This is a genomic window from Maribellus comscasis, from assembly GCF_009762775.1.
In the GTDB taxonomy this organism is placed as follows: domain Bacteria; phylum Bacteroidota; class Bacteroidia; order Bacteroidales; family Prolixibacteraceae; genus Draconibacterium; species Draconibacterium comscasis.
Map to the genome: position 1 here is coordinate 3564906 of NZ_CP046401.1, position 14864 is coordinate 3579769.

Below are 14864 nucleotides of genomic sequence, written 5' to 3' on the forward strand. Positions count from 1 at the left end.
ATCAGTTAAAATCGATTTTAAACAGTTTTAAAGGGCAGGCTGGAATACAAAGTTCGCAAACCACGCATTTGTTTTTGTCGAAGTTCAGTTTCCAGTTTGTTTTGTTCATTGTAAGTGCTCCGGCAAAACAAACGGCGGTGCAGTTGCCGCAATCGATACATTTTTCTTCCTGAAAATAAATTCGTTTGTCCAGTGGCTCGCATTTTATTTTGTGGCTAACAATGTATTCAACACCTTTTTCAATATTTTCTTTTTTACCCTGTAGTTCGAGCAGTAAACTTCCCCGTTTGCCCGGAAAAACTTCAGCTTTTAGAATATTGATTCTGATGTCGTAGTCTTTTACAAGATGATAAGTGAATGCTTTATCGCCACTTTCAGGCGGGAAATTTAAAATATATCTTTTTTTAATCATGGTCGGCCTCCGTTTCTTTTAAGCTTTTTAGTGATGTGTTTTGTGGAAACATTTGAACCGGTTTGCTGATTTCAAAATTACCTGTTTCCAGCCATTCTTTTAGTTCATTTGCAATTTTTCGTGCTTTTGAAAGGCTGGCAACCGGCGCTGTTCGAATCTTTTTACCACCTATTTTAATCGAACCGGAACGAAGTTCTTCGTAGGAAACCTCTCCCAGCTTAGGTGTTCCAACTGTTCCGTAGTCCAGAACCGACGATTGTATCTGGCTGTTGTTTACTGAAACCCGTTTGGCCATTTCTACATTTAATACAGGAATAGGGATTCCGATCCCCACAAACATGCTGACGCCGTATTTTTCGTAGTAGGCAGCCTGAATATATTCCGGCGACATTTCTTTCAAGTTCCCCATTACAGCAATAGTAGCTGCGTTTGTAACCGGAACACCAAGTTCATTTTTAGGTCGGGTGGTGTGAAATTGTGTTCCGGGCCAAACAACAAACCCTTGTGTCCCGCCAAGAAAAATGCGTGTTCCGATTCCGATGGTTTTAAACTCCGGGTCGTTGAGAAGCGGACTCAGTTCGCCAGAGGTGGAATAAGTCGCATTCCGCAAATTTGGCAGCAAGGTTCCCATATAGGTATGAATCATTTTTTTTGTTGTGTTTACAGCTACATTGTAATTTTGGTAGGCGTTTCGCGGATTAAAAAGAATCAATTCATTTATCGTATTGATATTGATTTTTGTTTTGATGTGTTTCCGTGGGTAGCAGTCGGTGCCTTTACCCCAGGCTTCCAAAACAATATCTTTCCCTTCCAGCAAATCCTGAATAACATGAGCTCCGCCGTAAGTCGGATTGTCCGGGTCGCAAGCCGTTGCTCCGATGTAGGAATCAACAGCAGCCAGACCTTCATAACAGGGAACACCGTTTAAACGAATTTTTTCCATCCGGATAGGAGGCGTTGAATGACCAAAATTAATAATCGCCCCGGAAGAGCACATGGCTCCAAAAGTTGCAGTGGTAACCACATCCACCTTTTCAACAATTTCTTCGGGACTGGCTTCCTGTGCCATTTTTGACACCTCTTCTGCAGTTAAAACTACTGCTTTTCCAGCCTTTAGTTTTTGGTTAATTTCTTCGTAGGTTTTTATTTTTGACATTTTATCTCGTTTTCATTTATAAATAAAAGTGAAATTCTATCAAGTTGAACTCAAAAAATACAGGTCAACATTTTTATTTGTTGGCTGTTAATCGAGTAATCTTGATTTTTTTGAATAGCTATTGAAATGCGGTTAAGACCGCTTTTCCATACACATATTTGTCCCGTGCATATAGCTGATAAAAAATAATTTGTGTAGTTGTCTTTTCATGATCGTGTTCAAATTATAATTCCGTTACCGGCCGGGTATTGGCACCTTGTCCATTTTGGGATGGTTGCCAGAGTTTCTTCGAGCCCGATCTCTCCGCTCTTCTGTATAATCAAACACTCGGTGAAGAATATTTGATATGCTGCAAAATTAGTTGAAAAATGCGGATTTCAAATGTTTTTTCAGCAATGAGTATAAAACATTATATTTTGGTAATGATTTTCAAACATTTTGTTTGTGTATTTTCACGCAAAGTTGTAAACTTGCACTCCGAAATTTGATATTTATAAAATAATATCATTCCGGGCCTATAGCTCAGTTGGTTAGAGCACCTGACTCATAATCAGGGGGTCCCTGGTTCAAGCCCAGGTGGGCCCACAAATTGAAAATGAAGCACTTAGATAGATATCAAAAGCTGCTTCATTTTTTTATTTGCACACAATTTGCACACATATTCTTCTAATTCGAATTTCAGGAAGAATTCCCCAAAACACCTTACACCAGCTCAATTCAAACAAATTACTTCCGAGTAAAACACCTTATAGTATGAGTTTCATTTTTATATGAAATAGATAAACACTACTATTATTTTGAGCATTTAAAATAAAGCACAATAGAAGCAAAATAATTGTTAATGATATTGATTGATTTTTCATCTGTTTTGTCTTTTATTAAGCACAACGTTTCATCTGTTTTGTCTTTTATTAAGCACAACGTTTGTGTTTATGCAGTGCGGGGACTAGGAGGGTTAAAAGATGTAGCGCAGCGAAATGTTTTGCCCGACCTACACGTCTCTGTCCCCAAACACCGAACTAAATTAAGAAATTACTTTTAATACTACACTGAACCCCCAAATTGCATAAACATTTTGGTATGCGTTCTTGCAGTATTATTCAACACCATACTCTTTAACAATCAAATCTAAAGTTTTGGTGGCTACGTCTTTCTCACGGATATTGTCATTTCGCAGAGCAACGTAAAGTGTAGTAATCTGGAATACGTATTTTAATATTGCCTTTTTACTGGTCGAATCCATCGGAGAAATACTAAGATTTTGGGGCAGATTTAACCTATAGTCTGATGTTCTTATAAGTGTATCAGAAGCTAAAATTTCATTATACCTTGCCTCATGAGCATTGTGTATCACAATGGGGTCTACTAACTTTTCAATTATAGGGTTTATTTGATTGGCAAGTTCAACCTGAAGGGGTTCGTATTCTTTTCTATTCCGAATGAAAACGTCGTAACGTATTAACGCATCTGAGACGTTTTCCTTGCGGACTAAACGGAGATTTCCAGAGTTTTTTAGTTGCTGCATAGTCCTGTCTGATGGGAAAAAACGGAGTACATCCCAATACGGAAAATAATACAGACCATATACTTTATTGCCCTCTTTGATATACCGGTCAGATGAAATCAGATGAAATAATGAATCAAATTTCATGATTCGTTTTTGTCTGGAAACTATTAACCCGGCCAACTGTGTGGTGTCAGATTTTAAATCCTCACCCATGGTTATCATATATTGTTTTTCTGTTTGCTTTTCCGCATTCTTTACTCTGATGTTTTCAGCAACAAAACCAAGAAACACAGCAAGAAAGAGCATCAGAAATTCTAAAAGGTAACTACTCCACTTTTTTCTATGTATCTTAAAATTTTCAGATTGAGTATTTGTCTGATTCTCCTGTTGTTCTCCGTTCATTTTGTCTGCCATTTTTACTTGTTAATTAATTTCTTAAGCTTCTTGTATGCCGCACAACGGTTCTGCTATGATGCGTTGCAGAGAGCCAACCGTTTTTTTTAAAGTACGGAAAACGACAAACCGATAGCTATGCATTATACGCGGTGATGTGTGCAGTTCTTTAATGATTTTGTAAAGTTTCAAATACTATTTTCCAAGAATCATCTGATTGTCTTTTCCAATTGATAATATAGGTTCCAACATTTTTAATGGTGTCTGAATTTTCTTTATTGATGAATATTTCGTTGAAAGTATTATAAGAAACAGCCATATCTTCCGAAGGTATGATGGTTGGTCTTCCACGATGTATGAGTTTTACTTCATATTTGGCGTAAATCTGTTTCCATTGTGCTTTTAATGAATCTTTAGTCAGATGTCGAATAGGTGAATCAGGATAAATAGCTGTATAGTTGTCAGCATAAAATTCAATCCAATCGTAATCAAATCTTTCATAAACGGAATAAAGACTATCAACTTGTTTTATTATCAAGGCTGTTAGATCTGAATCCGAAGTTTTCGTTACTACTTCTGTTTTTATGTCATTTTCGCATCCAATGAGAATACAAAACAAAACGACCATTATTGTCATACTTAATTTTAAATTTTTCATATTGGTTGGTTTAATTGCACACAACGGTTGATATAAGATGCGTTTTAATTCATTTTATATTTTGTTGTTGTGCTTTCGTCATTATTTCTATTGTAAATTTTCACTTTAATTAATCAGAGCATTTTATTTAATTTCATTCTGTATACTTTGTCGAAGTTTCGAGTTAGCTGTTAAAAGTTCATCGAAAAATGCTACTGTTTCATTTGCCTTTAAATTGGATTCAAAAAGTATCTGGCCAAAATCATCTCTTTCAATAATCAAATGAAATTGCTCAAGATTGAGTATATTTTGATTATTCAATTGATTTTGATTTTCAAAAAGAAAATCTGGGTTAAATACAAGGTTTTTTGCCAGGTAAGGTCTGATAATCTGCTTTACTACATTATCATATTGAGAATAAGAGTTTTCTAACGAGGCAATTAGTCTATAATATGTTCTTATTTCCTCCTTCAATGTTTCATTAAAAACTTTAGTAGCAATATCTGGATGATTTTCTTTTGTGATTGAAGAGTAACGAATAGAAGCTCTAATACTTTGTGGGCTGTTAATATCGGTAGACTTTAATTGCTCTTCTCTAACAGCTTGAATTTGCCTTTGAGTTTCGATAATTGTTAACATTGATTGCCTATTCTCTACTAAGAAAATGGAATCGGCACTTAAATTTTCATATAAGTTTATAAGAAGCTTGTTTTGAGCCTTTAGCTCTTTTCTATTTTCATTCCAATTGTTGATTTGCAAGGCAATCAAAATCCCTATAACCACCAGCAAGATTTCGCCAATTGCATAACGAGTATACTTTGCAACCCTATTTTCAGCAGCTAGTTTGTAACGTATTTTAGAGAAGAATCTTATCATTGTTTTCTCAGCTCTTTGCCGATTAATTCAATAGACATGTTTGTGTAGTCTAGTAAACCTCTTTTTATCCATGATTCATCAGTTATCTTTGTTCGATACCATTTGTATAGTGTAATACAAGTATCAGGGGCTTTTACCAGATCAATTAATTCTGCATCGTTTTTCTTGAATTCAGGATGTATGGGAACAGGATCTAGATCAGAAAACTTTTCCTGATATTCTTGTATAATTGATAGACTTGTGATCAACTTAGCCACCCTGTTATTGTCATTTTCATTCGTTAAAAGATTCATGTCTGCATTTTCAAAAAACATCTCTCTTGATTTCACATTGTCTCTTAATTTGGATATTGTTTGTTTTAAACTATCGCTTAAGAGTTTAAATTTACCTGAGGCTATCGCCTCTTCCTGAACTGTATTTGATATTGGCAAAGCATATAGGAAAATCATTTCTGTGAGATATTGCCGAAGACTATCAATCGGGACCTCCGGATTAGCTCCGACTGAAAATTGAAGAACTTTATTGAATTTTACGTTACTGTTATGTATTCCAATTACATAATCCTCCAGCTTCTTTTTGTTGGTTATTAATTCATCTTTTAATGCCAGCATCAATTTATGTTTACTGTTTTCCAGCTTTCAGTTTTCATTCCAGTTATTTACCTGTAATGCAATCAAAATCCCAATTACCACCAGCAGAATTTCGCCCACTGCATAGCGCAGGTATTTTGCCGCCCTGTTTTCGGCAGCCAGTTTATAACGCATTTTTGAGAAGAAGCGGAGCATAGAATCTGATTATAATTTCGTTTGTGTTTTCTAATACTTATTGATATAGTTTTCCAGGGATTCTTTCACTTTCTCTGATTCGTCAACTACAAATTGAATTCGAAGCCTTGCAATTTTATACGCAGTTGAAAACGTACTAATCGCTTTCATAAAGTCTTGATTATGATAGGGATCGTCAATTTTTATCCTGTTTAATATTACTGTTTCACCTGCTGAATTCATCTCCACCTCGCTATGCCAAAATTTATCCAACAATTTTTCAGCTTCAACAGAAGGTTTCTTGTAATCATTTTCAATCAGCACATCTGTTCTGGGATACGAAAAATCGTATAATCGTGCTAAACCCACCCGAATAGAATCATTAGTAATTTTGTCCAAGCCAACAGATTTTAAGGACTCGTAAGCACCGGAGTCATATCCGTATCTTATTCCTATAGCGAGATAGGGCAGATATTTTTGAATAGAATCTATCGAACTTTCATTTTTACCGATTAAACGATAAAGATTTGAAACTCCGAATTCCATCACATCCAGACGATCAAATAACATTTGATAAATTCCTAAGTCGCTTTCGATTGTTTGTAAGATATCGGTTATTATTTTTTGTTCGTAGTTACGAATTTTCCGTTTCTCATTCCAATTGTTTATTTGCAAGGCAATAAGAATCCCAAGTACCACCAGCAGAATTTCGCCAATAGCGTAACGAAGGTATTTTGCCACCCTGTTTTCGGCAGCTAGTTTGTAACGCATTTTTGAAAAGAATCGGAGCATGATATTGTGTTACGTTTCAACTTATAACTTTGGCAACTGCCTAAATGTTCAGTAATGATCTAAATACCAGCGAGGGCTTCAAAAATTCAGGCTTAAAAAAGAAGGTCAACTTAACCTCTTTATTTCTGGCTCCCCTGACAGCTGGAAGTTGCAAACTAATTTGTGAGAGTTTGGTGTGAGTTTTTTAAATGGTGTAATAAAAAATCCCTCCACATTTTCACTAATATGGAGGGGAAAAACCGTGCATTTAATAGAAACCTTTGGATTAAATCAGATGAATCAGATTCCTGGCAACGTTTTTTATTATCATACTTCTGTTACAATGGCAGTTATCTATACAATCAGTCCAAATTTCAATTACAGTCATCGTCCCAAAAATCATTAAGAACCACTGCCTTAAGGTTTCCGTTGGCATCATATGCTAATTGCATAGTAACTTTATGGTGAAGAACAACTGTACCATTGTAAGTTATTACCGCCATTTGAACATAGCCATCACCACCACCGATTGCATAGTTGCTTACAGCACTTATTTCATAAACATTTCCTGTTTCCTGACCGATTAGTTCACCTTTTAACTTAAACTGCCACATTAGCTTATTAGCCCAGTTGGTAATTGTAATTACAACATCTCCCGAAGCATATTCATCAAAACATGGAATATAAACTGATTGTGAAGCAGGTGTTATTACCGAGGTTTTCACCTGACCTTCAACATTCACTGCCAATCCTAAAACAAACAACAGTATAACTAATACTTTTAAAGTTTTCATAATTGTAATTTTTTAAGTGATTATTATTAATTCCAGAATAGCAGGGCTACCTTTTCCCTTTTATAAGCTTGATTGTACCATACCAATTGTGAACCGATTGTTCGTTGAGACTGGTGTCATAGTCATCCGAATAAATTACCCCTTCTGCTTCTTCGAAATTGCCGGTACCGCCGGTTATTGTATAAGGATATTTCCAATAATCGATTACATTTTCCGGATGTTCATCAGTTCTTCCAAAAATAACCGCACCTCCTTCAGTACTGAGAAATAACTCATCTCCATTGGCAGCTGTCATAACAAGTGAATTGGGACCAACAGTCATATGAGGGACTGTAATTTCAGGATCTTCCCCACCGGCACAAAATTCGAAGGTGATATGGACTTTTCCCATGTGTGTGGCAGTACCTTCAGCTTCTGCAATAACATGTACCGGGTTACCTTCCTGTGCACAATCAGAGTTTTCAAAATCAATAAGGATCGGTGTTCCCAGCATGTGAGCTTCAAAAGGAACTGTAACCGAAATCGGTTGGGCACTTTTCAATAGAAGAGAATCTTCTAAAACAGGATCATCAGTTTTACTACATGCAGCCACAAAAAATAGTGACAGCAGCAACATCAATAGTTTTTGAAGTGTTTTCATTTTATTCAATTTTTTAAGTTTTACATAGTGGATTGAAGTTGATTTAATCCGAAAGAAAAGTTCCGAATAAAGGAAGGGCAATGTCTTCTACTGAAATAGCTTGACGCAAAAAACGTCAAGAAAATGAAAAAAGGAAAAGAGGCCATGTTAACAGATTACATGGATGGTTTTAAAGAAGAAAAGATTAACTACAATGCCTATGAGCCAAGTTTTCGTCGTTGGTTAATCAGTATGATTGATTCGGAAAAGATAAGTCTCCAGGATGCGCGCGATCGTTTTCATCTAAGTCCAACAGAGTACAAAAAAATTATCAAGCGTTGGCAAGAGCGGTATTCGGATGATTTACATTTATCTTTGCAGTCTATGGGTTCAAAAGAAAGGGCAGATAACAAGGCGTTAGAAAAACGCATCAAAGAGCTGGAGAAACAGCTTGAACTGGCGCAGATGAAAAACGTTGCGCTCAACACACTGATAGACATTGCCGAGAACGACTACAAACTTGAGATCCGAAAAAAGTCTGGCCCCAAGCAGTAGTGGTACTAACGCACATGTACCCGCTAACAAGCAAAGCTGTACTGTGCGGACTGTTTGGGTTTAGCCGTCAGGCTTGGTACGACAGCAAAAAGCGCCAGTCGGGGCTTCAAATGCAGGAAGTATTTATATTGACATTGATAAAAGAGCAGCGCCGCGAGCACAAGCGGATGGGGGCCGAAAAATTGCACCATTTGATAATGCCGACCCTGCTGGAACATAATATTAAATATGGAAGAGATAAGTTTTATTACCTTTTGCGCGAACACGGTTTATTGGTAAAACGTAAAAGAAGGGGGCCTAAAACGACCAATTCGAAGCATTTTTACCGCCAATATTCCAATCTGATCCGGGACATTGAGCTGTTGAGTTCCGGGCGCTTGTGGGTGAGCGACATTACCTATATCCGTACAGAAAAAGGGTTTGTTTACCTTTCGTTGGTAACCGATGCCTATTCGAAAAAGATAGTAGGATGGTGCCTGTGGCCCGATTTAACCAGCGAAGGGGCATTAAACGCCCTGCGTATGGCTGTTGCCGGAGAAGGAATAAAACCGGGGCTTATCCACCATTCAGACCGGGGCATACAATACTGTTGCAACGACTACGTGAACTTCCTGAAGGGCTCGAAAATAAATATATCGATGACCGAAAACGGCGATCCGTACGAGAATGCAATAGCCGAACGGGTTAACGGAATCTTAAAGGACGAATACGATTTAAACGAAACATTCCTCAATTACCATGTAGCGCTTGAAGCCACAAAAGTTGCGGTTTACAAATACAACAACAAACGGCCTCACCGCAGTGTAGATTTTATGTTCCCGGCAGATGCACACTCACAAACAGGGGCACTAAAAAAGCACTGGAAAAAGCGGCAATACCAGGCGAATGCAAAAACAGGAGAAAGCCTGCAGGGGGTTTCTGCAAACCAGAAATAAAAAATAAAATCGAAAGAAAATACAGGAAAATAAAATTTACCTGTCGCTAATTTTAGGGTGTAAACAAAAGCATGTCAGACTTTGCAGAAACAAATAATAAAAATGCAGGAAAAAACAGTAAGAAAAAACTTAGTAGATTTGTAAAACAGTAAATGAGAAAAAATCATTTACTCCTACCAGTTTGTCTTATACTGAAATAACTTGACGCAAAAATGTCAAGAAAATGAAAAAAAGGAATGAATCCATGTTAACAGATTACATGGATGGATTTGAAGAAAAAACAGTTAATTACAGTAATTATGAAGTAAGCTTCCGACGTTGGCTGGTAGCGCAGATTGATGCTGGAAATATGAGTTACCAGGAAGCACGGGAACGATTTTCATTATCAAGATTTGAATATAAAAAGATCATAAAGCGCTGGCAGGAGAGATATTCCGACGAAATCCACATATCTTTACAGATGATGAGTGCAAAAGAAAGAACAGACCACAAAGCGTTGGAGAAACGCATCAGGGAATTGGAAAAGCAGTTGGAACGTGCGCAGATGAAGAATGTGGCGCTGAACACTATGATTGACATTGCAGAAAACGACTACAAACTCGAAATCAGAAAAAAGTCTGGACCCAAACAGTAGATGTACTGGCACGCATGTATCCTTTGGTTTCCAAGGCGGTACTATGCGAACTGTTTGGGTTTACCCGCCAGGCCTGGTACGACAATAGGAAACGTCAATCCGGGTACCAGATGGAGGAAGTTTTTATATTAAGACAGGTAAAAGATTTGCGTAAAGAGCACAAGCGGATGGGGACAGAGAAGCTCCACCGGCTGATTGCGCCGACCCTTCAGAAACATAATATTAAATATGGAAGGGACAAGTTTTATATCCTGCTGCGGGAACATGGCCTGTTGGTCAGGCGGCGCAGGCGCAGGCCTAAAACAACCAATTCGAAGCATTTTTTCCGCAAGTATCCCAACCTGGTAAGGGATATTGAGATAATGAGTTCCGGGCGTTTATGGGTTAGCGACATAACCTACATTCGCACTGAAAAAGGTTTTGTTTACCTCTCGCTTGTTACCGATGCATATTCCAGAAAAATTGTTGGCTGGTGCCTCTGGCCCGACCTCACCAGCGAAGGGGCTTTAAATGCTCTAAAGATGGCCATTTCAGGGGAAGGGGTGAAGCAGAACCTTATCCACCATTCCGACCGCGGCATCCAGTATTGCTGCACCGACTATGTGAACTACCTGCAAGGTTCAAATATCAATATTTCGATGACAGAAAACGGCGACCCCTATGAAAACGCTATAGCCGAGCGGGTTAATGGTATTTTAAAGAATGAATATGATTTAAACGAAACTTACCCGGATTATCATGCAGCCCTGGAAGCAACAAAGGTTGCGGTTTACAAATACAACAACAAACGTCCGCACCGCAGCGTGGATTTTATGCTTCCGGTGGATGCACACAAGGAATCGGGATCACTTAAAAAGCACTGGAAAAAGCGGGAATTTAATACGACGGGAAAAGAAGCAACAGAATACAAACCTGCAACAAAAACCAGCGATAAAAAATGAAGCTGCACAAAAAAACAGGAAGAAGAATTATATCTGTCCCTTTAATCAGGGATAAGACAGAAAGGAATGAGCAGTTACAGGGATTAAAAATATGCAGGAAAGAATTTGCAAGAATAAAAAATGAAATAGTTTTGTAAATCAGTAAATGCAGAATAAATATTTACATCTATCAGAAATTAAAGTTAAATCTGTCAATATTTCAGGAAAGGACAGACAGTCCCCGGGCAAAATTGAACACTCCCCGGGCTTTTTTTCTTATTCCGCAGATAATATCAGACTTTTCCCCTGTAATTTTTTGCATTCCGCATGAGACAGGAACTACTCCCCTGTCTATTTTGGTGCTCCCTGGCAGAATTGACCGCTCCCGGACAATTTTTTTTGTTCCGCCTCAAAATCCAACCGGAAAAATAAAATAGCAACCGGAAATTTATCTGATGATTATTTGTGTGCCTGACTTGGTTAAAGTGTAAAGCTTATTCAGGACAGTACAGGATATCGTTTTGAATAGTATAGTTATTTTCGGGAAGTGTAATAAACCAAAGCAATGAAACCCAATACTTTTTTCCGGAAATTTTTGTATACCATTTTACTGGTTGTAGCTGTCTCTTTTGTTGTTTCAGCATTGGAGAATTCAGGTATTCCCACTTTAAAGGAGTTACATGCCAGGGGAGGTTTGCCCAATTATTTTAGTAAGATTCAAAAAGGAAAATCTATTCGTGTGGCTTACCTGGGAGGAAGCATTACTGCTCAGGCCGGGTGGCGCGTTTATTCTTTGGAATGGATGAAAGAGAACTTTCCCCTGGCGAAGTTTGAAGAAATTCATGCGGCGATTGGCGGTACAGGATCCAACTTTGGTGTTTTCAGGTTACATGAGCATGTACTGCGGTTCAAACCCGATTTATTGTTTGTTGAATTTGCAGTAAATGATGATGGTGCAGCGTCTGAAAGGGTGATCAGGGCAATGGAAGGGATTGTACGCCAAACATGGGAAGATAATCCGTATGTTGATATTTGTTTTGTTTACACCATTAAAGGTGATTTCCTGGAAACTGAAACCAACGGGCAATTACCGGAATCTGCACAGGCGATGGAAAAGGTAGCTGATAAATACGGAATTCCCAGCGTGAATTTTGGTTTTGAAGTGGTCCAACAGGTAAAAGAAGGCAAATTGATCTTTTCCAACCCCGATAGTAAAGAAGTAAACGGAGTGCCTGTTTTTTGCCCCGACAGGGTGCATCCTTATGTTGAAACCGGACACAAAATTTATAAGACAGTTCTTGCCCGTTCTTTTGAAACAATAAAGAAGGAAAAGGCTGCAAAAGCAAAAAAGCACAAGGTTTCGAAACCTGTCAATCCGGAATATTTCTCAGACACCAGGATGCTGGATTTTACAAATGCGGACTTAAGCGATAACTGGGAGATAATTCCTGTAAAAGATGATGAACGTTTTAAAGGATTTGGTCGTTTTCTCGACCATGTAGGAAGAGCTTGTAACACGGGCGAAACAATAACTGTTCATTTTAAAGGGAAAGCAATTGGAGTGTATGATATTATGGGGCCCGATGCCGGGAAAGTTGCCGTGGAAATAGATGGTGAACCGCGGGATACGCTCTCCCGGTTTGATAAATATTGTACCTACAGGAGAATGAATTTTGTAATTATTGATAAACTGGAAGACAAAGAGCACCAGGTTGTTTTTAAGGTAATTGCAGAACCATTTAACAAACGAAGCATACTGACCCAAAAGGAAGATTTTGATCAGCACCCGGAGAAATACAAAGAGAATTGCTGGCATGTGGGTAAAATATTGCTCGATGGCAAATTATTAAAATAGAGGTGTGCGAACGAAACCTGCCCCGTTTTTATTACGGTCAAATCTTATGACAAACAGTTTTGTGTAAATGCTTGTGTTTTATTTTAAATCCTTTTCTTATTGTTACCCCATTTTTATCTAAAGGATGTATGAAGTAACAAAAAAGAAATTCCGATATACAGCAAACCAAAAAAAACGGATATTTTCCCATTCGGAGTTGGGAACTGGATTGGGGCTTGATTGGAATTAGCTAGTCAATAAGTGATTATGTGGATGTTGATTTGTTTTTTTCATTTAGAAACATTCCATTTTACATAAATGTTTTGAACTTTAATTTATTATTTAAATTTATAGTCAATTTACTAACACAAACAATTGACAAAAGATAACCGGGAAATACTATCCTACAAATTTTTGCTTTTTAAATCAGGAGATGAAAGGATTTTCCAGGAGATATTTAAAGCAAATTACAACCTCATTGTTGGTTTTTGTAAGCAGTTTATTTTTGATTTGGATATGTCGCGGAGTATTGCCCAGGAATCTTTCCTGAAACTGTGGCTAAACAGGGAAAAAGTGCAAACAGAAAACGGAATAAAATCTTTTCTTTATACCGCAGCACGAACACAATGTATTGATTACCTCAGACACGAAAAGGTAAAAAGCAGTTTTGAAAAGCGGGAAACAGTTCTTTTACGCGATATTTTGGAGTCCTACGATTTTAATCGTATTGAGTTTTTTGAACTCGAAGAGGCAGTGTCCCGTGCCATTGATAACCTGCCGGAACGCTGCCGCTTGGTTTTTTTTAAAAGCAGGTACGAAGGGAAAAAGAACCGCGAGATTGCAGAAGAATTGGGAATTGCTTTAAAATCTGTTGAAACCAACATCACCCGTGCTTTAAAATCTCTAAGAAAGAATCTGGCTGAGTTCTTAAGTATTCTGATAACACTGCTTTGTTCTTTATAAAATATCAATTTTAAATAAAATGCGATTTCGAATACAGGGTGTTTCGATGTATGCGCGTACCTTAATTAATAAAACGCAAAAATGACTTTTGAACTGATTGTAAAATATCTGAAGGGAGAAGCCTCTCTAGATGAAAAAAAAGCGGTTTTGTCGTGGATAGACAAAAGCGCTGAAAACAAAGAAGAATTTGCCAACTGGAAAAGAATATGGGCGCTTACAGAAAAAGCGTCGGAAAATGAAGATATTGCCTATCGAAATTTCCAAAAATTTGCGAAGAGAGAAAAACAGATAAGCAGATTCAGAAAAATAATGGCGCAAGCAGCTGTTTTTATTCTGCTGATTGGTGTAGGCGGCGCTTTGTCATATTTATATTTGAATTCAAACTCCAAACAGCAGGTATATCAAGCAAAATACACGGTAAAATCTCCGCTGGGGCAGATGACAGAATTAAAATTACCTGACGGTACCTTTGTCTTGTTAAATTCCGGGAGCGAAATAAAATACAACGCTGATTTTAGCCGGGGCAGAAGAGAAGTGTTTCTTGAAGGCCAGGCATTTTTTGATGTGGAAAAGGATAAGAAACACCCTTTTCTTGTAAAATCGCAGGCTATGGATATCAAAGTTTATGGTACTTCATTTAATGTTGAAGTATATCCCGATGATGAAATATTCAATACAACGCTCGTGGAAGGAAGTATCAGTGTGCTGGATAAAGAAGGAAAAGAAATTGCGCTGCTTAAACCCGGAGAAAATGCGAGTCTCACAAAAAATGAGAATAAGTTGCTTGTGCAAAAGGTTAATACAGCAATTTATACCTCATGGAAAGAGGGGCTTGTTACTTTTCGAAATGAAAAAATGAAAGACATTGCAAAGCTTATTGAACGCTGGTATAATGTTGAAATCATAATCAGAAATGAAGAACTTGGCGATGAAAAATATTTCGGAACGATTTTGAAAAATAAACCCATCGACCAAATACTGGAGGTTTTCAAACTGACCACGGCTTTTGAGTACGAGATTGTTCCCCGCGCCAATAAACCTACCCTTATATATTGGGATAAAATAAACTAATCAAAAAAAAGATTCTATGTATA

At 37.6% G+C, this 14864-nt stretch carries 18 protein-coding genes, 1 tRNA gene and 1 riboswitch; of the genes, 9 read left to right on the forward strand and 10 right to left on the reverse strand.

Annotation, left to right across the window (positions count from 1 at the left end; translation table 11 throughout):
* Window position 1: 1 nt before the first annotated feature.
* The gene (locus GM418_RS14080; protein ID WP_158867364.1) at window positions 2–412 is read right to left on the reverse strand and encodes an NIL domain-containing protein; all 411 of its coding nucleotides are present in this window, start codon (window positions 410–412) and stop codon (window positions 2–4) included.
* A complete protein-coding gene (locus GM418_RS14085; protein WP_158867366.1) occupies window positions 405–1568 on the reverse strand; it encodes a homocysteine biosynthesis protein in 1164 nt (387 codons plus the stop codon). The genes GM418_RS14080 and GM418_RS14085 overlap by 8 nt, the downstream gene beginning before the upstream one ends.
* A 220-nt stretch (window positions 1569–1788) precedes the next feature.
* A riboswitch (SAM riboswitch) is annotated at window positions 1789–1890 on the reverse strand.
* Between the two features lie 189 nt (window positions 1891–2079).
* Between GM418_RS14085 and GM418_RS14090 the strand changes: the two genes are divergently transcribed.
* Window positions 2080–2153 (forward strand) — tRNA-Ile (locus GM418_RS14090).
* 511 nt (window positions 2154–2664) lie between these two features.
* Here GM418_RS14090 and GM418_RS14095 read toward each other — a convergent pair.
* The 8 genes from GM418_RS14095 to GM418_RS14125 form a co-directional block, all read right to left on the reverse strand.
* Window positions 2665–3489: a hypothetical protein gene (locus GM418_RS14095; RefSeq protein ID WP_158867368.1), complete on the reverse strand. Its 825-nt coding sequence runs from the start codon at window positions 3487–3489 to the stop codon at window positions 2665–2667.
* Between the two features lie 148 nt (window positions 3490–3637).
* Complete coding sequence (locus tag GM418_RS14100; RefSeq protein ID WP_158867370.1) at window positions 3638–4126, reverse strand: YybH family protein; 489 nt, start codon at window positions 4124–4126, stop codon at window positions 3638–3640.
* Window positions 4127–4249: 123 nt separating this feature from the next.
* Window positions 4250–4981 carry a DUF6090 family protein gene (locus tag GM418_RS14105; protein WP_158867372.1) on the reverse strand — a complete coding sequence of 244 codons (732 nt, stop codon included), beginning with the start codon at window positions 4979–4981 and terminating at the stop codon, window positions 4250–4252.
* Window positions 4978–5592 (reverse strand): hypothetical protein, encoded by a 615-nt coding sequence (locus GM418_RS14110; protein ID WP_158867374.1) that lies wholly within the window; start codon window positions 5590–5592, stop codon window positions 4978–4980. The genes GM418_RS14105 and GM418_RS14110 overlap by 4 nt, the downstream gene beginning before the upstream one ends.
* A 27-nt stretch (window positions 5593–5619) precedes the next feature.
* Window positions 5620–5745 (reverse strand): hypothetical protein, encoded by a 126-nt coding sequence (locus tag GM418_RS31855; RefSeq protein ID WP_281350293.1) that lies wholly within the window; start codon window positions 5743–5745, stop codon window positions 5620–5622.
* A 51-nt stretch (window positions 5746–5796) separates the two neighbouring features.
* Complete coding sequence (locus tag GM418_RS14115) at window positions 5797–6516, reverse strand: DUF6090 family protein (protein WP_158867376.1); 720 nt, start codon at window positions 6514–6516, stop codon at window positions 5797–5799.
* A 374-nt stretch (window positions 6517–6890) separates the two neighbouring features.
* Entirely contained in the window at window positions 6891–7310 is a 420-nt protein-coding gene (locus GM418_RS14120; RefSeq protein ID WP_158867378.1) for a hypothetical protein, read from the reverse strand.
* A 46-nt stretch (window positions 7311–7356) separates the two neighbouring features.
* Window positions 7357–7950 carry a hypothetical protein gene (locus GM418_RS14125; protein WP_158867380.1) on the reverse strand — a complete coding sequence of 198 codons (594 nt, stop codon included), beginning with the start codon at window positions 7948–7950 and terminating at the stop codon, window positions 7357–7359.
* A 123-nt stretch (window positions 7951–8073) separates the two neighbouring features.
* Between GM418_RS14125 and GM418_RS14130 the strand changes: the two genes are divergently transcribed.
* The 8 genes from GM418_RS14130 to GM418_RS14165 all read left to right on the forward strand — a co-directional run bounded on the left by GM418_RS14130 (window position 8074) and on the right by GM418_RS14165 (window position 14841).
* Window positions 8074–8484: a hypothetical protein gene (locus tag GM418_RS14130; RefSeq protein WP_158867382.1), complete on the forward strand. Its 411-nt coding sequence runs from the start codon at window positions 8074–8076 to the stop codon at window positions 8482–8484.
* Window positions 8485–8498: 14 nt separating this feature from the next.
* Complete coding sequence (locus tag GM418_RS14135) at window positions 8499–9419, forward strand: IS3 family transposase (RefSeq protein WP_158867384.1); 921 nt, start codon at window positions 8499–8501, stop codon at window positions 9417–9419.
* Window positions 9420–9642: 223 nt separating this feature from the next.
* On the forward strand, window positions 9643–10053 hold the full coding sequence (locus GM418_RS14140; RefSeq protein WP_158862757.1) for a hypothetical protein: 411 nt from the start codon (window positions 9643–9645) through the stop codon (window positions 10051–10053).
* 14 nt (window positions 10054–10067) lie between these two features.
* Window positions 10068–10994 (forward strand): IS3 family transposase, encoded by a 927-nt coding sequence (locus tag GM418_RS14145; protein WP_246222758.1) that lies wholly within the window; start codon window positions 10068–10070, stop codon window positions 10992–10994.
* On the forward strand, window positions 10991–11131 hold the full coding sequence (locus GM418_RS14150; RefSeq protein ID WP_158862759.1) for a hypothetical protein: 141 nt from the start codon (window positions 10991–10993) through the stop codon (window positions 11129–11131). The genes GM418_RS14145 and GM418_RS14150 overlap by 4 nt, the downstream gene beginning before the upstream one ends.
* Before the next feature lie 407 nt (window positions 11132–11538).
* A complete protein-coding gene (locus GM418_RS14155) occupies window positions 11539–12828 on the forward strand; it encodes an SGNH/GDSL hydrolase family protein (protein ID WP_158867386.1) in 1290 nt (429 codons plus the stop codon).
* Between the two features lie 354 nt (window positions 12829–13182).
* Window positions 13183–13770, forward strand: coding sequence for an RNA polymerase sigma-70 factor (locus GM418_RS14160; RefSeq protein WP_158867388.1), 588 nt, complete (start codon window positions 13183–13185; stop codon window positions 13768–13770).
* A gap of 81 nt (window positions 13771–13851) precedes the next feature.
* The gene (locus tag GM418_RS14165; protein WP_158867390.1) at window positions 13852–14841 is read left to right on the forward strand and encodes a FecR family protein; all 990 of its coding nucleotides are present in this window, start codon (window positions 13852–13854) and stop codon (window positions 14839–14841) included.
* The last annotated feature ends 23 nt before the right edge of the window (window positions 14842–14864 follow it).

Bases quoted from the DNA above. Each gene is read 5' to 3' on its own strand.
- GM418_RS14080 (WP_158867364.1), bottom strand. From the start codon at position 412: ATGATTAAAAAAAGATATATTTTAAATTTCCCGCCTGAAAGTGGCGAT.
- GM418_RS14085 (WP_158867366.1), bottom strand. From the start codon at position 1,568: ATGTCAAAAATAAAAACCTACGAAGAAATTAACCAAAAACTAAAGGCT.
- GM418_RS14095 (WP_158867368.1), bottom strand. From the start codon at position 3,489: ATGGCAGACAAAATGAACGGAGAACAACAGGAGAATCAGACAAATACT.
- GM418_RS14100 (WP_158867370.1), bottom strand. From the start codon at position 4,126: ATGAAAAATTTAAAATTAAGTATGACAATAATGGTCGTTTTGTTTTGT.
- GM418_RS14105 (WP_158867372.1), bottom strand. From the start codon at position 4,981: ATGATAAGATTCTTCTCTAAAATACGTTACAAACTAGCTGCTGAAAAT.
- GM418_RS14110 (WP_158867374.1), bottom strand. From the start codon at position 5,592: ATGCTGGCATTAAAAGATGAATTAATAACCAACAAAAAGAAGCTGGAG.
- GM418_RS31855 (WP_281350293.1), bottom strand. From the start codon at position 5,745: ATGCGTTATAAACTGGCTGCCGAAAACAGGGCGGCAAAATACCTGCGC.
- GM418_RS14115 (WP_158867376.1), bottom strand. From the start codon at position 6,516: ATGCGTTACAAACTAGCTGCCGAAAACAGGGTGGCAAAATACCTTCGT.
- GM418_RS14120 (WP_158867378.1), bottom strand. From the start codon at position 7,310: ATGAAAACTTTAAAAGTATTAGTTATACTGTTGTTTGTTTTAGGATTG.
- GM418_RS14125 (WP_158867380.1), bottom strand. From the start codon at position 7,950: ATGAAAACACTTCAAAAACTATTGATGTTGCTGCTGTCACTATTTTTT.
- GM418_RS14130 (WP_158867382.1), top strand. From the start codon at position 8,074: ATGAAAAAAGGAAAAGAGGCCATGTTAACAGATTACATGGATGGTTTT.
- GM418_RS14135 (WP_158867384.1), top strand. From the start codon at position 8,499: ATGTACCCGCTAACAAGCAAAGCTGTACTGTGCGGACTGTTTGGGTTT.
- GM418_RS14140 (WP_158862757.1), top strand. From the start codon at position 9,643: ATGAAAAAAAGGAATGAATCCATGTTAACAGATTACATGGATGGATTT.
- GM418_RS14145 (WP_246222758.1), top strand. From the start codon at position 10,068: ATGTATCCTTTGGTTTCCAAGGCGGTACTATGCGAACTGTTTGGGTTT.
- GM418_RS14150 (WP_158862759.1), top strand. From the start codon at position 10,991: ATGAAGCTGCACAAAAAAACAGGAAGAAGAATTATATCTGTCCCTTTA.
- GM418_RS14155 (WP_158867386.1), top strand. From the start codon at position 11,539: ATGAAACCCAATACTTTTTTCCGGAAATTTTTGTATACCATTTTACTG.
- GM418_RS14165 (WP_158867390.1), top strand. From the start codon at position 13,852: ATGACTTTTGAACTGATTGTAAAATATCTGAAGGGAGAAGCCTCTCTA.